We start from the raw sequence: 20750 nt of genomic DNA, 5'->3' as shown, positions 1-20750 counted from the left end.
GTCGTCAATGCCCGCGCTTGACCGCCGCGCTCACCCCCCGCGCTTGCGCCGCACGTCGCTCGGCGTCATGCCGGTCCAGCGCTTGAACGCGTGGCGAAACCCCACGGCGTCGCTGAAGCCGAGCGTCGATGCGATGTCCTCGGTGCTGAGCGTGGTCGTGCTGAGGTAGTCGATCGCGAGCGCCTTGCGCACGCTCGCCAGCAGTTCGCTGTACGACGTGCCTTCGGCTTCGAGCTTGCGGCGCAGCGTGCGCGACGTGATGCACAGGATCGCCGCAATCGCGTCGATGTCGGGGAACTGTCCGGGCGTGCGCGTGAGTTCCTGGTACACGCGCCGCGTGACGCCGGCCTGGCTGCGCAATTCGTCGAGCAGGCTCGCGCAATGCGACGACACCTGCGCGGCGGTAATCGGATTCGCAAGCTGCGGCGCGCGCGTGAGCCACGCAGCCGGGTAGCAGAGCACATGATGCGGCTCGTCGAAGGCGATCGGGCATTCGAGCGCATCGGCCAGCAGCGCCGCGTGCGCCGGCTGCGGTTGCGCGAACTGCGCACGCGCGGGCACGCACCACGCCCCCATCACGTCCTTGATGATCGTCACGTGCAGCGCGAACTGCATGTCGATCAGGAAACGGTACAGCGGCTCGTCGAGATCGGGCAGCGCGACTTCGTGCCGGTCGGGAAACAGCCACGACGCGGTATCGCCCTGTTCGACCCAGCGGATCGCGAGCATGCCGTTCGCGAGCCGGTGATATTTGACGGCCGATTCGAACGCGTGCGCGAGCGATTCCGAACACAGCATCGCGTAGCCGTACATCCCGTAGCTCGACACGTGCAGCCGGTGGCCGACGCGCACGCCGAGATCGGTACCGTCGTAGCGGCCGATCGCATTGCGTGCGGCGGTGAGGAACTGCAGCGGCGACGTGAGCGTGAACGGGTCCGCGACGGCGGCCGGCGTGAGGCCGGTGCCGTCGAGCACCGCGGCCGGGTCGAGGCCGGCTTGCGCCGCCACGTCGAGCAGCACGGCCAGCTTGGCCGGCGTGAAGCGCTGCTGGCGCAACGCGTGGGCCGGCTCGACGTCCGGCAGGCGGGCTGCGCGGGTGGTCGTCGGGTTCAAGAGCGCACTGCGCGGCATGGGAGCATCCTGCGTCCGAATCGATATCGTTGACGGCACGCAATTCTGCTCGGGATCGGTCCCAAACGCTACAGGGTTCACCCTGATCGCGCGCCGGCGCCACCGGGCGCGGCGGGCGTCGGTGGCGCCCGTACCGCTGCAGCTGGCCTGGAGCGTACCGGCCGGCCACATCGGCGGTATTCGGCGAAGTTGCCTAGACAGATGCCCTGCGTGTCCGTTTCGATCATCTTTTCGGCCGCCCGGATCATTTTCAAAGTGCGCCGCGCGGGCGATAGTCGCCGGTCAGGCGATGGCCCGCGCTTCTCCGGCGTGCAGGCCGTCGTGCGAACGGCGCGCGGCCGGCGCGCCGTCCCCCGTGGAGTGAGACATGACGAAGAGACACTGGACCGGGTCGTATGGCTCGATCCCCGCCGAGATCGATCCCGATCGCCATCCTTCCGTAAGCGCGCTGCTGGGCGACGCGATGCGCCGCTTCGCCGATCGCCCGGCGTTCCACTCGTATGGCCGCACGCTTGCCTATGCCGACGTCGACCGCCTGTCGACCGCGCTGGCCGCTTATCTGCAGCAGGTCGTGGGCGTCCGCAAGGGCGATCGCGTGGCCGTGATGCTGCCCAACGTGCTCGCGTTTCCGGTCGCGTTCGTCGCCATCGCGAAGATCGGCGCGATCCAGGTCAACGTGAACCCGCTCTACACGGCGCGCGAACTCGAGCATCAGCTCAACGACGCGGGCGTCGAGGTCGCCCTGGTGTGCGGCGGGTCGATGGGCACGTTCGCCGAGGTGGTCGGCGGCACGCGCGTGCGCACGGTGCTGAGCGTCGGGCGCGGCGATCTCGGCGTCGTCGATGCGCCGGCCGGGACATGCGACGCGCTGCCGCCCGGTTCGATCCCGCTTGCGGACGCCATCGCCGCCGGCGAATCACTCGCTTTTGAACCGGTCGCGCTGAACGGCGCGGACCTGCTGCTGCTGCAGTACACGGGCGGCACGACCGGCCTGTCGAAGGGCGCCGCGCTGTCGCACCGCAACCTCGTCGCGAACATCGAGCAGTTCGGGGCGATCGTGCCGGCCGCGCGCGAGCCGGGCGAGGAGGTCGTCGTCACGGCGATCCCGCTCTATCACATCTTCGCGCTGACGGTGAACTTCCTGTCCTACTTCGCGATCGGCGCGCAGAACTGGCTGGTCGCGAACCCGCGCGACATGGACGGCTTCATCGACGTGCTGAAGGCCGCGCGGCCGACGGTATTCGTCGGCGTGAACACGCTGTACGCGGGGCTCGCCGGCCATCCGCGCCTGACGGAAGTCGACTGGTCGCGGCTGAAGCTGTCGGCCGGCGGCGGCGCGGCCGTGATCGACGTGATCTCGTCGCGCTGGAAGGCGGTGACAGGCAATTTCATCCGCGAGGGCTACGGGCTGTCGGAAACGTCGCCGGTCGTGTCGTTCAACCCGCAGTCGATCGACACGTTCACGGGCACCACGGGCCTGCCGCTGCCGTCGACCGACGTGAAGCTGCTCGACGACCAGGATCGTGAGGTGGCGATCGGCGGCGCGGGCGAGATCTGCGTGAAGGGGCCGCAGGTGATGGGCGGCTACTGGCAGAAACCGGAAGCGAATGCGGCCGCGTTCACGGCCGACGGCTACTTCCGCACCGGCGACGTCGGCGTGTTCGACGACGCCGGTTTCCTGCGGATCGTCGACCGCAAGAAGGACATGATCATCGTGTCGGGCTTCAACGTGTACCCGAACGAGGTGGAGGCGGTGGCCACTGCCGTGCCGGGCGTCGCCGAATGCGCGTGCATCGGCGTGCCGGACGCGCGCACGGGCGAGGCCGTCAAGCTGTTCGTCGTGCTGGCGGAGGATGCGTACGTCACGGAGGAGCAGCTCGTCGCGCATTGCCGCGCGAGCCTCGCGGCCTACAAGGTGCCGAAGCTCATTCGCTTCGTCGATCGGCTGCCGAAGTCGACCGTCGGCAAGATCCTGCGCCGGGAACTCAGCCGCGCCGACTGATGCCGTCGGCGCGCCACGCAGGGCCCGGCGCGCCGACGGCCCGGAAGGCTCCGCGCGGGCCGCTCAAGTACAATGCGAGCGGTTCGATCGACGGGGACGCGATGACCGGTTCAGATTCACTTTCCACCCACCCCGGGCCCGCGCCCGGGCGTGCGCTGCCGTCGCCGAGCGCGACGGTGCCGATCTCGCTCGTCAACGGCTTCCTCGCGAGCGCGGGCGCGCAGCGCGACGTGGTCGAGCGCTACCTGCGCGGGGCCGGCATCCCGATCGAGCTGCTCGGCGAACCGCATGCGCGCGTGACGGAGGAGCAGTTCTCGACGCTGTACCGCACGCTCGCGATCGACCTCGACGACGAGATGCCCGGCATCTTCTCGCGCCCGCTGCGCGGCGGCACGCTGAAGTACCTGTGCCTGAGCCTGCTCGATGCGCGCAACCTCGAAACGGCGCTGCATCGTTTCGGGCAATTCTTCCATATCCTGCTCGACGATTTCTTCGTCGAATCGAAGCGCGACGGTCTCGTCGCGCAGGCGGTGCTGCGCCCGAACGACGCCATCGGCCCGATCGGCGCGCTCGGCCAGGAACTGATGCTCAAGCTCGTGCACGGCGTGTGCTCCTGGCTGATCGGGCAGAAGATCCCGCTGCTGCGGATCGAGTTCGCATGCCCGCGGCCGCGCCATGCGGTCGACCACCTGTACTTCTTCACCGGTTCCGTGCAGTTCGACTGCGAACGCACGCTGATGCGCTTCAGCGCGGACTATCTCGACGCGCCGATCCGGCAGAGCAAGCGCAACCTGCGCAAGTTCCTCGCGCGCGCACCCGGCGACTGGATCTTCGAATCATTCAGCGAACAGCTCGTGTGCCATCGCGTGCGGCAGTACCTGTCGGAGGCGCTGCCCGACCTGCCGGTGATCGACCAGGCGGCCGAGCACCTGCATTGCTCGGTGCGCACGCTGAGCCGCCACCTGGCCGCCGAAGGGACGACGTTCCAGGTGCTCAAGGACGAACTGCGGCGCGACATCGCGATCCAGCGGCTGACCGATACGCCCGACACGATCGCGGCGATCGGCGCCGACATCGGCTTCGACGATCCGAGCGCGTTCCATCGCGCGTTCCGGCACTGGACGGGGAGCACGCCGGGCACTTACCGGCGGCGCGCGTAACGCGTACGTAGTGCGTCGCTTCAAGGGAGCCGGTTCCCATAACCGGCTCCCTGCGCGCGCTCCCATGGACGGCTCCCATCGGCGACGTGACCGGGCTCGCGTGTTCATCGCCGGGTCTGGGGCGCGCGCGCCAGTTTGACCAGATCGACGATCGACGGCACCAGTCCGGCCAACAGCAAGACGGCGAGTACCAGATAGTCCGGCGTCTCGCGAAGCACGGTCGCGAGGGCGCTGTCCGTCGCAGGAAACCAGACCGCATGGATCAGGCCGTAGGCGACGAACCCGGCATCGGCGATCGCCAGCGCGACAGCGGCCGACAGGAGACCGACGATCCACGTGGTCCGCCGCCGCGATCCACGATGCACGTTCACTGGGTGCTGCGCAGCCGGTAGCCGACCCCGCGCATCACCTCCGGCACCCCGGACACGCCCGCGCATTCGAGCTTCTTGCGCAGCCGGCTGATATGGCTGTCGACGGTACGCTCCAGCGCATCGACGTCGGCGAGGCACGCGTCGATCAGTTCGCTGCGCGTGAATACGCGGTTCGGCGAGCCGGCCAGGTGCGCGAGCAGCCGGAATTCGGTCAGCGTCAACGAGACGCCGGTTTCTCCGGTGTCCGAGCGGATCGTGGTCAGATAGCTTTGCGTGTCGATTTCAAGGTTGCCGACCTTGATGAAGCGTCCCGACGCGGCCGTTTCGATGCGACGCAGGATCGCCCGGATGCGCGCGACCACCTCGGCCGGATTGAACGGCTTCGTGATGTAGTCGTCCGCACCGAAACGCAGCCCCTGCAAGCGCTCGATCTCGCGGTCGAGCGCCGTGATGATGACGATCGGCGTGTCGCCGCGGCGGCGCAGTTCGACCAGGACTTCCCAGCCGTCCTTCTGCGGCATCCTGACGTCGAGCAGGATCAGGTCCGGCTTCAGCAAGGGCTGCACGTCGAGCACGGCCTGGCCGTGACCGACACGGCAGGTGCGAAAGCCGTCGTGAGCGAGGTACGCGTCGAGTATCTCGGCGATCTCCGGATCGTCTTCGGCAATGAGTATCAGAGGGTTCATCGGGTTCACTGGAAGTGAGCGTGACCGGTAGGCGGGCCGGCGGCGCGGCACGTGCGCCGCCGGACTTCACCGTGCTTTCAGTCGTCGCGAACGGATCGGCGACGGCTCATGGCTCAGTTGTTCGCCACGTTGTTGGCGGCAGGCACGTCGGTGTCGATCAGCCCGCCACCGAGCGCCTTGTAGAGCGCGACCGCGTTGCCCAGTTCGGCATTGCGCAGATCCAGCAAGGCCTGGCGCGCGGCATACAGCTGCCGCTGCGAGTCGAGCAGTTCCAGCCGATCCTCGATGCCGGCGCGATAGCGCAGGTTCACGAGATCGGTACGGCGCTCGGCGCTCTTGACGACCTTCGTTTGCGCGTCGATCTGGCGGCTGAAGGTCTCGCGGCCGGCGAGGCCGTCGGCCACTTCGCGGAAAGCGGTCTGGATCGCGCGTTCGTACTCGACGACCGCGCTGGACTTGCGCACTTCCGCGAGATTCAGCTCGGAACGCAGCCGGCCGCCCTGGAAGATCGGCAGCGTGACCTGCGGCGCGAAGCTCCACACGCGCTGGCCGCCGTCGAACAGGCTGCCCAGCCCCGGGCTGAGGAAGCCGATCGACGAGGTCAGCGACAGGCGCGGGAAGAACGCCGCGCGCGCCGCGCCGATGTCGGCGTTGGCGGCGACGAGGTGCTGCTCGGCCTGCTGGATGTCCGGCCGGCGGTACAGCAATTCCGACGGCAGTCCTGCCGGCAGTTGCGTCATCACCGGCTGGCGCTCCAGCGACAGCGGGTCGGGCAGGTTCTTCGGCAGGTCGGTGCCGACCAGCAGCCGCAGCGCGTTGCCCGCCTGCTCGACGGCGCGCGAACGCGCCTCGAGATCGGCGCTGGCACTCGCGACCTGGCCTTCGGCCTGCGCGATGTCGACACCGCTGGCCTGGTCCGCGAGCTTGAGCCGGCGCGCGAGATCGAGCGACTGGCGCCAGTCGTTCAGCGTGCGTTCGGACAGCGCGCGCTGTTCCTGCGCGAGGCGCTCGGCGAAATACGCATTGGCCACGGAGCCGACGAGCGCGATCTGCACCGCGCGGCGGCCGTGATCGGTCGCGAGGTAGCGCGCGAACGCGGCATCGGACAGCGACTTCACGCGGCCGAACAGGTCGATCTCGAATGCGCTGACGCCGACGTTCACGCCGTACTGGTTCTGCGTGTTTTCGAGCAGCGGCGGGTTCGACTGCGAGTCGGCCGCCGTGCGCTGGCGCGTGAAGCTTGCCCCGGCGCCGATCGACGGCAGGCGCGCGGAACGCTGGATGCCGTACTGCGCTTCGGCAGCCTGCACATTCAGCGCGGCCAGGCGCAGGTCGCGGTTGTTCTCGAGCGCGACCTCGATCAGGCGCTGCAGCCGACGGTCGCCGAACATCGTGCGCCAGCCGAGATCGGCCGCGTTCGCGTGCTGGTCGGCCGCGGCAGCGGTCGTGTAGGCGGTCGGCACCGGCATCTCGGGCCTGACCAGCTTCGGCGCCATCGAGCACGCCGACAGCGCGAGGGCGGCGGAAACCGCGGCGGAAAGAATGAGTGATCGCATGGCATCAACCTTCATGTTCATGGGTCACGGCGGCGGGCTTCTTGCCGGATGCGCGCCATGCCGAGATGCGTTCCTGGATGCTCATCACGAACACATAGAAAACCGGAACGAAGAAAATGGCCAGCACGGTGGCGGTCACCATGCCGCCGAACACGCCGGTGCCGATCGCGTGTTGCGTTTCGGCGCTTGCGCCGGTCGCGATCATCAGCGGTACGACGCCGAGGCCGAACGCGAGCGAGGTCATCAGGATCGGGCGCAGACGCAGCCTGGATGCCTGCACGGCCGACTCGATCAGCCCCATGCCTTCCTCGCGCAACTGCTTCGCGACTTCCACGATCAGGATCGCGTTCTTCGCCGACAGGCCGATCACGGTGATCATCCCGACCTTGAAGAACACGTCGTTCGGCATCCCGCGGAGCATGACGGCGCCGAGTGCGCCGATCAGGCCGAGCGGCACCACCAGCATCACCGACAGTGGAATCGCCCAGCTCTCGTAGAGCGCCGCGAGCACCAGGAAGACGACGACCATCGACAGCGCCATCAGCATCGGCGCCTGCGAAGCCGACTCGCGCTCCTGCAGCGACTGGCCGGTCCACGCCACCGTGAAGCCCGGCGGCAACTGCGCGGCCAGACGCTCCATCTCGGCCATGGCCGCGCCGCTGGAGTAGCCGGGAGCCGAGCCGCCGGAGATACGTGCGGACGGATAACCCTGGAAGCGCACCATCTGCAGCGGGGTTTCCGACCAGACCGGACGCACCACTTCGGACAGCGGCACCATGCCGCCGGTCGCGTTGCGCACGTAGAGCTTCATCACGTTCTCGATCTGCATGCGTGCCGGGGCATCCGCCTGGATGATCACCTGCTGCATGCGGCCCGCGTTCGGGAAGTCGTTCACGTAGGTCGAGCCCATCGCGGCCGACAGCGTGTCGCTGATGGTCGTGAACGACACGCCGAGCGCTTCGGCCTTCTCGCGGTCGATGTCCAGCTTCACGCTCGTGCCGGCCGGCAGGCTGTCCGGATAGACGCCGGTTACCACCTTGCTTTGCGCGGCCAGTTCGAGCAGCTTGGCTTCAGCCGCCTTGAGCGCCGCGTAGCCCTGGTTCGCGCGATCCTGCAGGCGCATCGTGAAGCCCGAGCTCGTGCCCAGCCCGTCGATCGCGGGCGGCAACAGGCTCATGACCGTGCCTTCCGTCACGCTGCCCATCGCGGCCTGCGCACGCATCGCTTCGTCCATCGCGTTTGCCCCTTCGCGCTTGTCCCAGTCCTTGAGCACCGCGTAGTTCAGTGCCGCGTTGGAGCCGAGGCCGGAGAAGCCGTAGCCGATGATGGAAATGCTCGACTCGATGCCCGGACGCGATGCGAGATGCTTCTCGAGGGTCTTGACCACGTCGCCCGTACGCTCGACGGTTGAATCCGCCGGGAGCAGGAAGCCGGTCATGAAGTAGCCCTGGTCTTCCTCGGGCAGGAACGACGACGGCAGCATGCGGAAGCCGAACACCAGCGCGGTGGAAATCGCGACGAACAGCAGCATCACGCGGCCCGTGCGGCCAACCAGCCGGCCGACGCGCGTTTCGTACCAGGTCGTCAGGCGATCGAAGCGGCGGTTGAACCAGCCGAAGAAGCCGCGCTTCTCGTGGTGGCCGTGCTCGACCGGCTTGAGCATCGTTGCGCATAGGGCCGGCGTCAGTGTCAGTGCGAGCAGGGCCGAGAACATGATCGACACGGCCATCGACATCGTGAACTGCTGATAGATCACGCCGACCGAACCGCTCGACATCGCCATCGGCAGGAACACGGCCGTCAGCACCAGCGTGATGCCGATGATTGCACCGGTGATTTCCTTCATGGCCTTGATCGTCGCGTCCTTCGGCGACAGGCCTTCTTCCACCATCAGGCGTTCGACGTTCTCCACGACGACGATCGCATCGTCGACGATGATGCCGATCGCGAGCACCATGCCGAACATCGTCAGCACGTTGATCGAGAAGCCTGTCATCAGCATGACCGTGAAGGTGCCGAGCATCGCCACCGGCGCGACGATCGCCGGGATCAGCGTGTAGCGCACGTTCTGCAGGAACAGGTACATCACCAGGAACACGAGCACCATCGCTTCGATCAGCGTGTGAATCACCTTCTCGATCGAGATCTTCACGAACGGCGCGGTATCGAACGGGATCGAGTAGGTCATGCCGGCCGGCATCGTCTTGGCGATCATGTCCAGTTGCTCGCGCACGGCCTCGGCGCTCTTCACCGCGTTGGCGCCCGGCGCCAGCTGCACGCCGGCGAAGGTGGCCGGCTTGCCGTTCTCGCTGTTGACGAAGGTGAACGCCTGCGGGCCGAGTTCGACCCGCGCGACGTCGCCGAGCACGACCTTCGAGCCGTTCGCGTTCGCGCGCAACACGATCTTCGCGAACTGCTCGGGCGACGCGAGCTGGCCTTGCGCGGTGAGCGGCACGGTGACACGCTGGCCCGGCAGCGCGGGCGCCGCACCGAGGCTGCCCGGGGCGATCTGCACGTTCTGCTGGCTGACGGCCGTCGTCAGGTCATTCATCGACAGGCCGTAGGTGATCAGCTTCTGCGGATCGACCCAGATGCGCATCGCCTGTTCGGAACCGAACAGTTGCACCTTGCCGACGCCTTCGACACGTCGCAGGTCCTCGACGACGTTGCGCGCCATGTAGTCGGCCAGCGCGTTTTCGTCGTAGCGGCCGCTGTCCGACTTCAGGCCGACGAACAACAGGAAGCCCGTGGCGGCAGACTCGACGATCACGCCGTTTTGCCGCACGACGGGCGGCAGGCGCGGCTCGACCGATTTGAGCTTGTTCTGCACTTCGACCTGCGCCATCGCGGAATCGGTGCCGGGCTTGAAGGTCGCGGTGATCTTCGCCTGGCCGGAAGTATCCGACGCCGATTCGAAGTACAGCAGGTTCCGGACGCCGGACAGCTCGCGCTCGATGAGGCTCAGCACGCTGTCGTTCATCGTCTGCGGCGTGGCGCCCGGGTAGGTGGCGGTAATGGTGACGGTCGGCGGCGCGACCGACGGATAGCGCGCAACCGGCAGTTCGGGGATGGCGATCAGGCCCAGCAGGATGATGAAGAGGGCGATCACCCACGCGAAGACCGGGCGCCGGATGAAGAATTGGGACATGACTGGATGCTCCCCGTGATTCAGTGCGACGAAGCGGTCTTGACCGCTTCAGGCGCCTTCCATGCGGTCGCCGTCACGGTCGCGCCGTCGCTCAGGCGCTCCATGCCTTCGACGACGACCTTCTGGCCCGCTTGCAGACCCGACTTGATGCGGTAGCTGCGGTTCGTCAGCTCGCCCACTTCGATGGCCTTCAGGTGCGCCTGGCTCTTCGCGTCGAGCACCCAGACCTGCGGCTTGCCGCCCGCGCGGACGATCGCCTGTTGCGGCACGGTCAGCGCGTTCTCGTAATGCCCACGCGGGATGCGGGCTCGCACGTACATGCCCGGCAGCAGCTCGCGCTTCGGGTTGTCGACCAGCACGCGCAACAGCACGTCGCCGGTGCCCGGGTCGACGTTGACGCCCGAGAACAGCATGCGGCCCTTCACGTCGTAGCGCGCGTCGTCGTCGCGCAGCACGTCGACCGGCAGCCCGTTGCCCGCGGTGTCCGGCTGGGCGGCGAGCGCGCCGCGCAGCGATTCGAGCGACGCGGCCGGCTGGCGCACGTCCACGTAGACCTGGTCGATCTGCTGGATACGTGCCATCGGCTGGCTGTCGCTGCTTGCGACCAGCGCACCCTCGGTCACGAGGGCCTGGTCGATGCGGCCCGTGATCGGCGCCTCGACGGTCGCGAACTTCAGGTCGAGCTGGCGGCGTGCGAGCGTCGCGCGAGCCTGCGCGACGTCGGCGGCAGCCTGGTCGCGTTGCGACACCGAGTCGTCGTACACCTGGCGGCTGATCGCGTCGGCCTCGACCAGCGGTTTAAGACGGGTGGTCTGCACCTTGGCCCGTGCGAGCGCGGCTTCCGCACGTTGCAGGGCCGCCGCGGCCGTGTCCATATCGGCCTTGAACGGCGCCGGGTTGATCTGGAACAGCGGCTGGCCGGCACGGACTTCCGTGCCCTGCTCGAACAGCCGGCGCTGCACGATGCCGCTGACCTGCGGCCGGATCTCGGCGATCCGGACGGCCGCGACGCGGCCCGGCAGGTCTTCGGTCAGGTCGAGGGGAGCGCCTGCCAGCGTCATTGCCGTAATCGGTACGGCCGGTGCGGCGGCCTGCTGTTCGGCGGGCCCGCAACCCGCCAGCATCGCCGCCACCAGCGCGCACACGGCGCTGTAGCAGGCTCGTTTCTGATTCTTCATGTGGACTCCTTGGGACGCAGGCATCCAATGGCCCGCATTTTCGGTTCGCAGTGTGCGTGCGCCCGATGGAGTTTTTTGTGCGGAAAGATGGAGGTTTGATGGAGGGAGCGAAAGAATCGCGGGAGGGTGATGCGGAGGCGAGGTGGAGCCCGAAGACGACGGACTCACGGGTGACTCGGCGGTATCCGGAACCGGGATGGGCGGCGCGGGAATTCCGGAATGTCAATCATCCGATGAAATGACGGGAGCCGTGCAAGCCGCCGGCATCGCCGGCCCTGCGCTCCGGGTGCTTATTGCGAGGATCGCGCCGGTGTGGACGGCGGGCGCATCGATCGAGGCAGGCGCCCCTCCCGTTCAGCGGTGGCGGGAGCATGCGCGAGGAGGCGGGGCGGCAGGCCGACGCACGGGGCGCGTCGGCCGCTCGCCGAGCGGTTCAGCGCGGATCGGTATCGGCGGTGCGCTGGGTGGAGGGCGCCACGTCCTTCCGGTTCGGCGTCGCGATGCGCGGCGATGCGGGGCCATCGGGCCAGCGCAACTCGAACGCCGTGCCGCCGCACGCCGTCGGTCGGCACGATGCCTCGCCGTCGTGCGCCTGCGCAATGGCCGCGACCACGGCCAGCCCCAACCCGCTGCCGCCTTTCTGGCTGGAATGCGTATCGTCCACGCGCCGGAATGCATCGAAAATCTGGGCCGCGCAATCGGCCGGAATGCCCGGCCCCTCGTCTTCGACCTGCAAGTGATACGCGCCGTTTTCGACGCGCGTGCGAATGCGTATTGCGCCGGGCACCGCATAGCGCCGCGCATTCTCCAGCAGCGCGAGCAGCGCCTGACGTATCCGGAACGGGTCGCAGTGTACGGACCGTGTATCGAGATCGAGCACCATGTGCTGACCGGCCGCGGCCAGCGAATCCTCGAACATCTCGACGACCGCCTTGACGTGTGCGGCCAGATCGGTCTCCTGGATGCTGACGCTCAGATGCCCGCTTTCGGCGAGTTGATCACGCGGAGATCCTCGATCAGGCGCGTCAGTCCTTCCGCCTGGGTCAGCAGGCTTCGGAACAGCACCTCGCCCGGCTGGAAGACGCCTTCCGCCAGCCCCTGCAACCGCCCGCGCAGCACCGTGACCGGCGTACCTCGGTGCGTCGAGGTTCCCGGCGGCAGGTGTGCCGGAGATGCCACGTGGCCCGGGACCGGAACGGGCCGGGCTTGTATCAACTGGATCGCTAGCGACCGATAGAGACAGTGGCCGAACAGCTCGATTAGGGCGGGACAGTATGGATTCTTGAGTCATGGTGTCCGCTTTGAATCCTGCTGGTTGCTCCATCGAGTCGCAATGTTACCGCACGAATTGAGCTGCCCGATGACACGATGGGCGGCATGCATCAGAAGGTGTGCGGTGGTGATGGCGTCGCGCGGTACGCGTCGGTATAGGGGCGTACGCGGTGCCCGGCATCGCCCGGATGGCACTTCGGCTGTCGGTGCTCAACCCGCTTGCGCAAATGCATGCAGGCGGAGACGACGCAACGAGGGTTGTCGCCGTCTCGGCGTAGGGGCTGATTGCCAACGGGATGCAAAGCGGACAGGAGTGGTCAGACGTTCCGCTGGTGTTCTTCAGGGCGAGGGTGGTCGCCCGTCATCCAAAAAAGAATGAATGGCGCGGGTCGCGCCTGGTGACGATTGCCGCACGGTGCTTTGCGGTCGTCTTCGTGGCGGGGTTCATTCAGGAACGCGAAGTCTGGGCGAATGCAAGCGAGACCACCGTCGTCCGCTTGTCGCCGTGGGGGACGATGTGATTCGGTCTGCAATCGCCGGGACGTACGGGCAAGAGCGGATCAGTTGCAGCCACTGAGCGTCCGGCGCACCCCGTGGCGGGCCTGACGCTAGCCCGGTACCCGGCACGACTCGAGACCCCAATGGCAAGCCATGGTCAGATATCTCCGCGCACTTCACCGGTTCCCAGCGCGCTCCGCTGCCGGTTGACTTCCGCCCAAAGCTCATCGCTGTCGTCATTGCGCAGCACGACCATCCCGTCCAGTTGATCGTCGGTCACGCCGAAGTATTCCAGGATTTCCCGGCGAATCGCATCGACGAACTGCGCGTATTCCGGGGTCGCCTGGGCCTGCGCGTGCAAGGCGTCGTATGCTGCATCGTCCGCACCGCCGCCGTGCTCGTCGATATAGCGCGAGATCCACTGGTCCCGTTCGTGGTCGTAATCGGCCTCGGCGCGCATCGCTTGCACAGCCGTGTAGAAATCCAATTGGGCAAACGCGGCGATCGCCGCCGTCGTCGCCTCGTCGAAGGTCGTCGTCATTCCATTTCTCATGTTGGTCATCGCACATCATCGCACGGGCCGCGCCCGGGCATCCAACCCGAGATGCTTCGCCGAAACGCGACGGGCCTGACGGGACGGTGGTCGGGAAGCCGGGCGACATTTTCACGAGCAACGAGAGCCATTCCCAACCTAACTGCGGGTGGGATCCGCCCCAGCCACCTCCTTGGCGAAGGCGAGCAGGCGCTCGCTGAGCCGAACCGGCTGCTCCTGCTGGATCCAGTGACCAGCGCCGTCGATCAGCTCGATGCCCCCCATTCTCGTCGTCGCCTTGGTCCTCATGAGATCGAGCGCGCCCGGCGCCGAATACGTGCCCCAATCGCTCTTGCCGCCAATGAAGAGCGACGGGACATCGATCGTCTTGCCCGAAAACAGGCGCAACTCGGCGTTCAGGTCGGGATCGGAAAAGACACGATAAGCCTGCAGGGCGCCCTGAAACCCCGTGCGGCCATACTCCGCCGTGTACACCCCAAGTTCCGGCTCGGTGAGCCAGGTGCTGGCCCGGACCTCGGCGGAGGAAGGTTGGAATGGAGCGACGGTCTCGGGCATCGTCTTGCCGAGATCCATGACGTAATAGGTGGGCATTTGCGCAAGTTCTGCGGCGGTTGGCGCCTTCAGCGGATGCGGCTTGTTTCCCGGCCAGTCGGCGCTCTTGACGTAGAAAAATGCACGAAGAAACGCGTGCAAGCCTTGAGGCGGGTGCCACATGTCATGGTTCGCCTCCCGTGTGCTCAGGTATTGCTGGTAATACGCTCTCGGCGGGTCGAGCGCCGCCAGCGCGGCCGCCAACTTTTGATTGCCGGTGTTCGGTTGAGCCGACGATACCTCGCTTTCCGCAGTGTCGAACGGAAGCGTCGGCGGACCGGGGAACGGTGCGCTCATCAGGACCACCGAGGGAAAGACGTCAGGTCGGGCTAGCGCACAATAGGCCGCGACGGGCGAGCCGAGGTCGTGCCCGACGAGCATTGCCGTACGCCGATACCCCAACGCCAAAACCAATCCGAGCGCGTCGCGCGTCATGTTCAAGAGGCTGAAGGGCGCCAGCTGGGCGTCATAGTCGTTCAGCCAACCCGTGGTGCGGCCAAACCCCCGCTGGTCGGGCGCCACGACGTGGTAGCCGGCGTCAGCCAGAATCGGGATCAGGTGTCGCCACCCGTAAGCCAAGTCGGGAAAACCGTGCAGAAGCAGGGCGAGCGGCCGGCCGGGGTTCTCGTAACCGGCCTCGAGAATATGGACATCGAGGCCGTTGACCCCGCGGATCATGCGCGAGCGGACCCTCTTCGGAAGCGTTCCATCGCCATATGTCGATGCGGACATGTCAATTCCTCCCATGGGGTTTGCGCGGGCGGGCCGCATCAAAGAGGCAAACAGGCTGACCGCGCCCATCGCCAGGAAGGCTCGTCGGGACGCCGATGGCCTGAAGCGAAGTGGACGGCTCATGATGGAACGCCCCGTTCCCGTGCATGCGCTGTCTTCAGCTTCGGCGAAAACGCACGCGACGAATGCGTCGCTCGGCGGCCGGGCAATCGAAGACGATCCGCCCCGGCACGAAGACGCTCTGCATAGGGTGAGCGAGGAAACCCGCACGCCTCACCTTCGGGCTCAGTGATTCCTGCCGCAATCCGGGCAGGCTGCGCATCACTGAACGAACCTTCCTGACTCGCGATTGGGTCGAGGGCCATCGCCGCGCTCCTGATATGGTGATCACCATAGTATGGCAATCACCATAGAATCATCAAGCGGAACGTGCTATGTTCACGGCATGCCACGTAAGACTGACGCCCGCGCTCGCGCGATTGCCACGGCCCAACGACTGTTTCGCCTCCAGGGCTACACCGCGACGGGATTGACCCAGATCCTTGAAGAAAGCGGTGCGCCTAAAGGATCGTTCTACTTTCACTTTCCACGCGGCAAGGCACAACTCGCAGAAGAAGCAATCGACGATTACATTGCGAATCGAATTGCTGTATTGCGGGAGATCTCGTCGAACACGACCGGTGATGCTCTGAATTTTGTTCATCAAATTTTCAAGGCATTCGCGGCCGAAATGGTCGCCTCTGATTTCCAGTATGGATGCCTGATGCAAAATCTGGCGAACGAGCTGCCCGCGCTCGACGCCGAGCTGACCCAACGGGTAGCGCGCGGATTCGTTGAGTCGACCGAGATTATTGCGGCGCATTTCAGGGGGTGCGGTTTCGCTCCCGCGCGTGCGTCCTCGACCGCCGCCGCATTGGTCGCCGCCCTCGAAGGCGCGCGGACGATCGCCCGCCTGGAACGCACGCCCGCCATATTCGAGGCGCTGGCACAGGTGAGTGTCCAAAGGTGGGCTGATCCCGAGAGGTGACTCGGTTCAATGTTCTCGATCCGTTTAGCTTCGGCTTAAGCAGGAATATGTCTCGCTTACGCTCTCGACTGCGTTCGCTTGGGTCGCGCCGAGGTAGCCGGGCCACCTGGACGCATGGAGCATGGCATGCAGACGAATTCGAAGAAGGCCGAACAGATCAGCCTGCCGGCGACCTCACGGCTGAGCCGGTCGTACGGCAAGTCGGATTTTGGCGACGCATTTTCGGTGGACTTGCCAGCGACTGCCTGCAACGACGCAGAGTCGCTCGCTCGATACCTCTTTGCAGGGCAACCCAAGTGGATCGCGATGCTGCAGGGCGTTCGCGACATTGCCGTATGGCCGTTCGGCCTTAAAAGAACGATCGATCTGAAAGTCGCGAAGGACGACCGGCTAAGCATTTTCCGCGTGTTCGAACGGCATGAAGACGAGATCATTCTGGGCGAGGACGACACGCATCTTGATTTCCGCGTGTCGGTTCTCGTGCAGCCTGCATCTGAGGGCCGGCCCCGGCGGCTGATAGTCACGACGCTTGTCTTCTACAATCGTCTGCTGGGTCGGGCCTATCTTGGCCTTATCGCTCCTTTCCATCGTCTCGTCGTGCGAGCCTCGCTCGACCGGGCACAGCAGCTCGGATGGCCCGGCCGGTAGCGGCGATTCATCAACGCTCCTTCCAGCGGGCCGTAGATGGCCGGACGCTCGAAGTCGCGGGTTCCTGAGAGCGGCCAGAGCCAGGCGTAGCCATTCATTTCCACCTGATCAGTCGCGTGCTCGCCTCCTTCACTCGTAGGCACTCATGGCTACCCGACGGTTTTCCTTATCGACACCGTCTTCGGACTGGTAAACCGTTGACGACCTTCAGCACCATGTTCTGTACCGAGATATGGGCGCAGAGGTGCCGCTGCCGCGAATCCCCCGCAACAGATAGACGCCGTCTTTCGGAACTTGGTAGGATTACTGACTTTTGAAATATGAATTGTTTCAATCAGCCGCCAGTGTGGAAAACGCGGGCTGCGTGCTGACGCTGGGCCGCGCCTGCATTCTTTCGTACCACGCCTGCAACGCGGTGCACTGGGCTGGCACTGGCAGATTGACGATGGAAGCGAAGACCAGGCCGCCGATTACGGTGATGTCGGCCATCGAAAATTCGTTGCCGGCAACGTATGGCTGGTTTCGTAGAACCGCATCGAAGTAATGCATCCCGCGCAGGGCCTTGTCGCGCTGCCTGAATCCCCATTCGGGGTTCTGGTAAAGCTCGACCAGCGGCCCCAGCCCCGGTGTCCCGTGATGGAAATACACGCTTATTGCGTCGAGCAGTTCCAGTTCGGCGCGCTTGCTCATCATGTGGATCAAGCCTTTTTCGAGCGGCGACCTGCCAGTCAGCGTCGGCACGCCATCGAGTCCATCGAGGTACTCCGTGATGGCCGTGCACTCGGCAATGCAGGTTCCGTCATCGAGTTCAAGCACCGGCAGCGTGCCCGAGTAATTCTTGCTCGCCATGAATTCGGGCTTCTTGTGCTCGCCTGCGTACAGATCGACCAGCACGAACCGCACTCGCGATTGCAGGTTCTTTTCCGCCAACGCAATGCGAACACGCGTCGGATACGGCCCTTGCGGGAAGTCATAAATCGTCATCGTCGATAACCGATCGTCATGGATGCTCGTTGCAATGGCACTCATTTGGCTTTCCTTTCGCAGTTGTGTCGTAACGAACGCCGCGACTTCCTACCTAACGTTCGTTAGGTTTACCATATGCATTACCATACGGGTTGTCAACACTGAGTAGTCGATGCGGAGAACCGTACAAGTGAGGAACGAATCGAACACAGGCTCCAGGGAGCGGATTCTGGCGGCGGCCACGAAAATTGCTCAGGCCCACGGCTACAGCGGGTTGAATTTTCGGGATCTCGCGGAAGACGTCGGGATCAGGCCCGCCAGCATCTATCACCACTTCACGAACAAGGCCGACCTCGGTGCAGCGGTGGCACGACGCTATTGGGAGGACTCGGCAGCGGTTCTTGAAGCCCTCCAGGCCGAGTCCCCGGACCCGTTGCACTGCCTGCATCGCTATCCCGAAACGTTTCGCGGGGCGCTGGAAAACGCGAATCGCATCTGCTTGTGCAGCTTCATGGCCGCCGAAAGCGATGACCTTCCCGATGAAGTGATGCAGGAAGTCCGAACCTTCGCCGAGGTGCACATCGCCTGGCTGACCAAGGTTCTCTCAGCGGCGGAGGGGGTGGACTCGAAACGGAGTGAGCAACGCGCTCGCGCTATCTTCGCCGCCGTAGCCGGCGCACAGCTCATCGCGAGGAGCCGTTCGGACGTCTCCCTCTACGACACATTGATCGACGGCTATCGTGCGGCCGGTCTGCTTCCTGCCTAGCACGCGTGTGAATTGCGTGAGACTCTCTCGCCCCGCATTGTTGCCGCAACTGGGGGGAGGTTCCTGGGTGCTGATCCAGTCGTGCTCAGGGCGGTTCGCGACCTCGACCCACGACGTCATAAACGATCTTTCTTCGCTTCCGGATTTGCCAAGCGGAATGTGAGGGTTCCTTGAACCGGGCGTAATCGTTTCCGGTACCGGGCGTTTTCCCGCTTCCGGCCACGCAGCCACCCGGCGCGGCACGCCGTTTGCTTACCCATTCCCCAAAACCGCCAAACCCGACTCCGGCTAAACCCGCACCCAGCCGGCCTTTTCCGGCCCCGCCCCCACATCCCGTGGCCGATTTTGTCACCACATGGGCCGGATATGACAATAAGAATCGCCCGCCCCGGCATTACGATGACCCACGTCGTCGCCAGGGCCTGAGCCGGTTTTACCGCCTCCGGCCCCATAGCGCCCCCATACACCGTCTGATTGGAACATCGACCATGAGCTATAACGCCCCCGTCAAGGACATGCTGTTCGTGCTGAAGGAACTCGCCGGCATCGACGCCGTTGCGCAGTTGCCGGGCTTCGAGGATGCCGGTTACGACACGGCGCAGGCCGTGCTCGACGAGTCCGCGAAATTCTGCGGCGAGGTGCTGGCCCCGCTGAACGTCGAAGGCGACCGCAATCCGAGCAGCTGGAAGGACGGCGTCGTGACCGCCACGCCGGGCTTCGGCGAAGCCTTCCGCCAGTTCGTCGAAGGCGGCTGGCAGGGGCTGCAGCATCCGTCCGAATACGACGGCCAGGGGCTGCCGAAGCTGATCGCGACGCCGTGCATCGAGATGCTGAACGCATCGAACCTGTCGTTCGCGCTGTGTCCGCTGCTGACCGACGGCGCGATCGAGGCGCTGCTGACGGCCGGCACCGACGAGCAGAAGCAGCGCTACGTGCCGAAGCTGATCTCGGGCGAATGGACCGGCACGATGAACCTGACCGAGCCGCAGGCCGGCTCCGACCTGGCGCTGGTGCGCTCGCGCGCCGAGCCGCAGGGCGACGGCACGTACAAGGTGTTCGGCACGAAGATCTTCATCACGTGGGGCGAGCACGACATGGCGGACAACATCGTCCACCTGGTGCTGGCGCGCACGCCGAACGCGCCGGAAGGCGTGAAGGGCATCTCGCTGTTCATCGTGCCGAAGTTCATGGTCAACGATGACGGCTCGCTGGGCGTGCGCAACGACGTGCACTGCGTGTCGATCGAGCACAAGCTCGGGATCAAGGCGAGCCCGACGGCAGTGCTGCAGTACGGCGACCACGGCGGTGCGATCGGCTACCTGGTCGGCGAGGAAAACCGCGGCCTCGAATACATGTTCATCATGATGAACGCGGCGCGCTTCGGTGTCGGGATGCAGGGGATCGGCGTGGCCGACCGTGCATACCAGAAGGCGGCGGAATTCGCGAAGGAGCGCGTGCAGAGCCGTCCGGTGGACGGTTCGGCCAAGCAGTCGGTGACGATCATCCATCACCCGGACGTGCGCCGCATGCTCGGCACGATGCGTGCGCTGACCGAAGGTGCGCGGGCGCTGGCCTACGTGGCCGCCGCGCACAGCGACATTGCCCACCGCCATTCGGACGAGGCGACGCGGGCACGTCATCAGGCAATCTACGAGTATCTGGTGCCGGTGGTGAAGGGCTGGAGCACGGAGATGGTGAACGACGTGGCGAGCCTGGGCGTGCAGGTGCACGGCGGGATGGGTTTCATCGAGGAGACGGGCGCGGCGCAGTATTACCGCGATGCGCGGATCCTGGCGATCTACGAAGGCACGACGGCGATCCAGGCAAACGACCTGGTGGGGCGCAAGACGATGCGCGACGGCGGCGCGGTGGCGAAGGCGCTGATCGCGGAGATCGGCGAGACGGTGGCGGCGCTGGGCAAGCTGGACGGCGCAGCGGCCGCGTCGGTGAAGGCGCAGCTGGAGAAGGGCGCGAAGGCGCTGTCGTCGGTGGTCGACTATGTGGTGGCGAACGTGAAGCAGGACCCGAACGCGGTGTTCGCGGGCAGCGTGCCGTACCTGAAGCTGGCGGGCGTGGTGCTGTGCGGGTGGCAGATGGGCCGCGCGCTGGTGGCGGCGCAGGCGAACCGCGCGAGCGATCCGGCGTTCTTCGACGCGAAGATCGCGATTGCGCAATGCTATGCGGAGCACGTGCTGGTGCAGGCGGGCGCGTTCGAAGCATCGATCGTCGGCACGAAGGGCAACGAGGGCGTGCTCGCGTTGACGGAAGACCAGTTCTGACCGGCTGACGGTCGGAACGCAGGAGGAGACAGGATTTTGACCACACAGGACTTGCTCGCGCAATACGGCCCGCGCGAATCGATGGAATACGACGTCGTGATCGTCGGCGGCGGCCCCGCCGGGCTGTCGGCGGCGATCCGGCTCAAGCAGCTGGCCGCCGAGAAAGGCACCGAAATCGGCGTGTGC

16 protein-coding genes and 1 pseudogene are annotated in these 20750 nt (G+C 65.9%); 7 read left to right on the top strand and 10 right to left on the bottom strand.

Features of this window, described 5'->3' with window-relative positions:
• Window positions 1-30 precede the first annotated feature (30 nt).
• Window positions 31-1131 carry an AraC family transcriptional regulator gene (locus G3N64_RS29725; RefSeq protein WP_205787281.1) on the bottom strand — a complete coding sequence of 367 codons (1101 nt, stop codon included), beginning with the start codon at window positions 1129-1131 and terminating at the stop codon, window positions 31-33.
• Between the two features lie 367 nt (window positions 1132-1498).
• Between G3N64_RS29725 and G3N64_RS29720 the strand changes: the two genes are divergently transcribed.
• A complete protein-coding gene (locus G3N64_RS29720; protein ID WP_205787280.1) occupies window positions 1499-3133 on the top strand; it encodes an AMP-binding protein in 1635 nt (544 codons plus the stop codon).
• Window positions 3133-4293: an AraC family transcriptional regulator gene (locus G3N64_RS29715; RefSeq protein WP_205787279.1), complete on the top strand. Its 1161-nt coding sequence runs from the start codon at window positions 3133-3135 to the stop codon at window positions 4291-4293. The genes G3N64_RS29720 and G3N64_RS29715 overlap by 1 nt, the downstream gene beginning before the upstream one ends.
• Before the next feature lie 104 nt (window positions 4294-4397).
• Here the strand turns inward: G3N64_RS29715 and G3N64_RS29710 are convergent, their stop codons facing one another.
• The 8 genes and pseudogenes from G3N64_RS29710 to G3N64_RS29675 form a co-directional block, all read right to left on the bottom strand.
• Window positions 4398-4664, bottom strand: coding sequence for a hypothetical protein (locus G3N64_RS29710; protein WP_205787277.1), 267 nt, complete (start codon window positions 4662-4664; stop codon window positions 4398-4400).
• Complete coding sequence (locus G3N64_RS29705) at window positions 4661-5350, bottom strand: response regulator (protein WP_205787276.1); 690 nt, start codon at window positions 5348-5350, stop codon at window positions 4661-4663. Before G3N64_RS29705 ends, G3N64_RS29710 begins: the two co-directional genes overlap by 4 nt.
• A gap of 113 nt (window positions 5351-5463) precedes the next feature.
• Window positions 5464-6906 (bottom strand): efflux transporter outer membrane subunit, encoded by a 1443-nt coding sequence (locus G3N64_RS29700; RefSeq protein ID WP_205787275.1) that lies wholly within the window; start codon window positions 6904-6906, stop codon window positions 5464-5466.
• A 4-nt stretch (window positions 6907-6910) separates the two neighbouring features.
• On the bottom strand, window positions 6911-10054 hold the full coding sequence (locus G3N64_RS29695; protein ID WP_205787274.1) for a multidrug efflux RND transporter permease subunit: 3144 nt from the start codon (window positions 10052-10054) through the stop codon (window positions 6911-6913).
• Window positions 10055-10074: 20 nt separating this feature from the next.
• Window positions 10075-11232 carry an efflux RND transporter periplasmic adaptor subunit gene (locus G3N64_RS29690; RefSeq protein WP_205787273.1) on the bottom strand — a complete coding sequence of 386 codons (1158 nt, stop codon included), beginning with the start codon at window positions 11230-11232 and terminating at the stop codon, window positions 10075-10077.
• Window positions 11233-11665: 433 nt separating this feature from the next.
• A pseudogene (locus tag G3N64_RS29685) lies at window positions 11666-12363 on the bottom strand (HAMP domain-containing sensor histidine kinase); the annotation flags it as partial.
• Between the two features lie 796 nt (window positions 12364-13159).
• Entirely contained in the window at window positions 13160-13543 is a 384-nt protein-coding gene (locus tag G3N64_RS29680; protein WP_205787272.1) for an ATP-dependent protease, read from the bottom strand.
• A gap of 150 nt (window positions 13544-13693) precedes the next feature.
• Window positions 13694-14824, bottom strand: coding sequence for an alpha/beta hydrolase (locus G3N64_RS29675; protein ID WP_205787287.1), 1131 nt, complete (start codon window positions 14822-14824; stop codon window positions 13694-13696).
• 451 nt (window positions 14825-15275) lie between these two features.
• On the opposite strand from G3N64_RS29675, the gene G3N64_RS29670 reads away from it, so the two are divergent.
• A complete protein-coding gene (locus G3N64_RS29670) occupies window positions 15276-15905 on the top strand; it encodes a TetR/AcrR family transcriptional regulator (RefSeq protein WP_205787271.1) in 630 nt (209 codons plus the stop codon).
• A 126-nt stretch (window positions 15906-16031) separates the two neighbouring features.
• Window positions 16032-16553 carry a DUF2867 domain-containing protein gene (locus G3N64_RS29665; protein WP_205787270.1) on the top strand — a complete coding sequence of 174 codons (522 nt, stop codon included), beginning with the start codon at window positions 16032-16034 and terminating at the stop codon, window positions 16551-16553.
• A gap of 330 nt (window positions 16554-16883) precedes the next feature.
• Here the strand turns inward: G3N64_RS29665 and G3N64_RS29660 are convergent, their stop codons facing one another.
• Window positions 16884-17582 (bottom strand): glutathione S-transferase, encoded by a 699-nt coding sequence (locus G3N64_RS29660; RefSeq protein WP_241021274.1) that lies wholly within the window; start codon window positions 17580-17582, stop codon window positions 16884-16886.
• Between the two features lie 127 nt (window positions 17583-17709).
• On the opposite strand from G3N64_RS29660, the gene G3N64_RS29655 reads away from it, so the two are divergent.
• From G3N64_RS29655 to G3N64_RS29645, 3 genes are all read left to right on the top strand, one after another.
• Window positions 17710-18285, top strand: a complete 576-nt coding sequence (locus G3N64_RS29655; protein ID WP_205787267.1) for a TetR/AcrR family transcriptional regulator — start codon at window positions 17710-17712, stop codon at window positions 18283-18285.
• A gap of 488 nt (window positions 18286-18773) precedes the next feature.
• On the top strand, window positions 18774-20564 hold the full coding sequence (locus G3N64_RS29650) for an acyl-CoA dehydrogenase (RefSeq protein WP_205787265.1): 1791 nt from the start codon (window positions 18774-18776) through the stop codon (window positions 20562-20564).
• Between the two features lie 36 nt (window positions 20565-20600).
• Window positions 20601-20750 (top strand): FAD-dependent oxidoreductase (locus G3N64_RS29645; protein WP_124636892.1); only part of this gene is annotated, 150 nt, incomplete at its 3' end.

This window comes from Burkholderia sp. Ac-20344 (genome assembly GCF_017104975.1).
Classification (GTDB): Bacteria; Pseudomonadota; Gammaproteobacteria; order Burkholderiales; family Burkholderiaceae; genus Burkholderia.
Note: the sequence above shows the minus strand (reverse complement) of the source record. Positions and strands in the feature narration are given on the sequence as shown.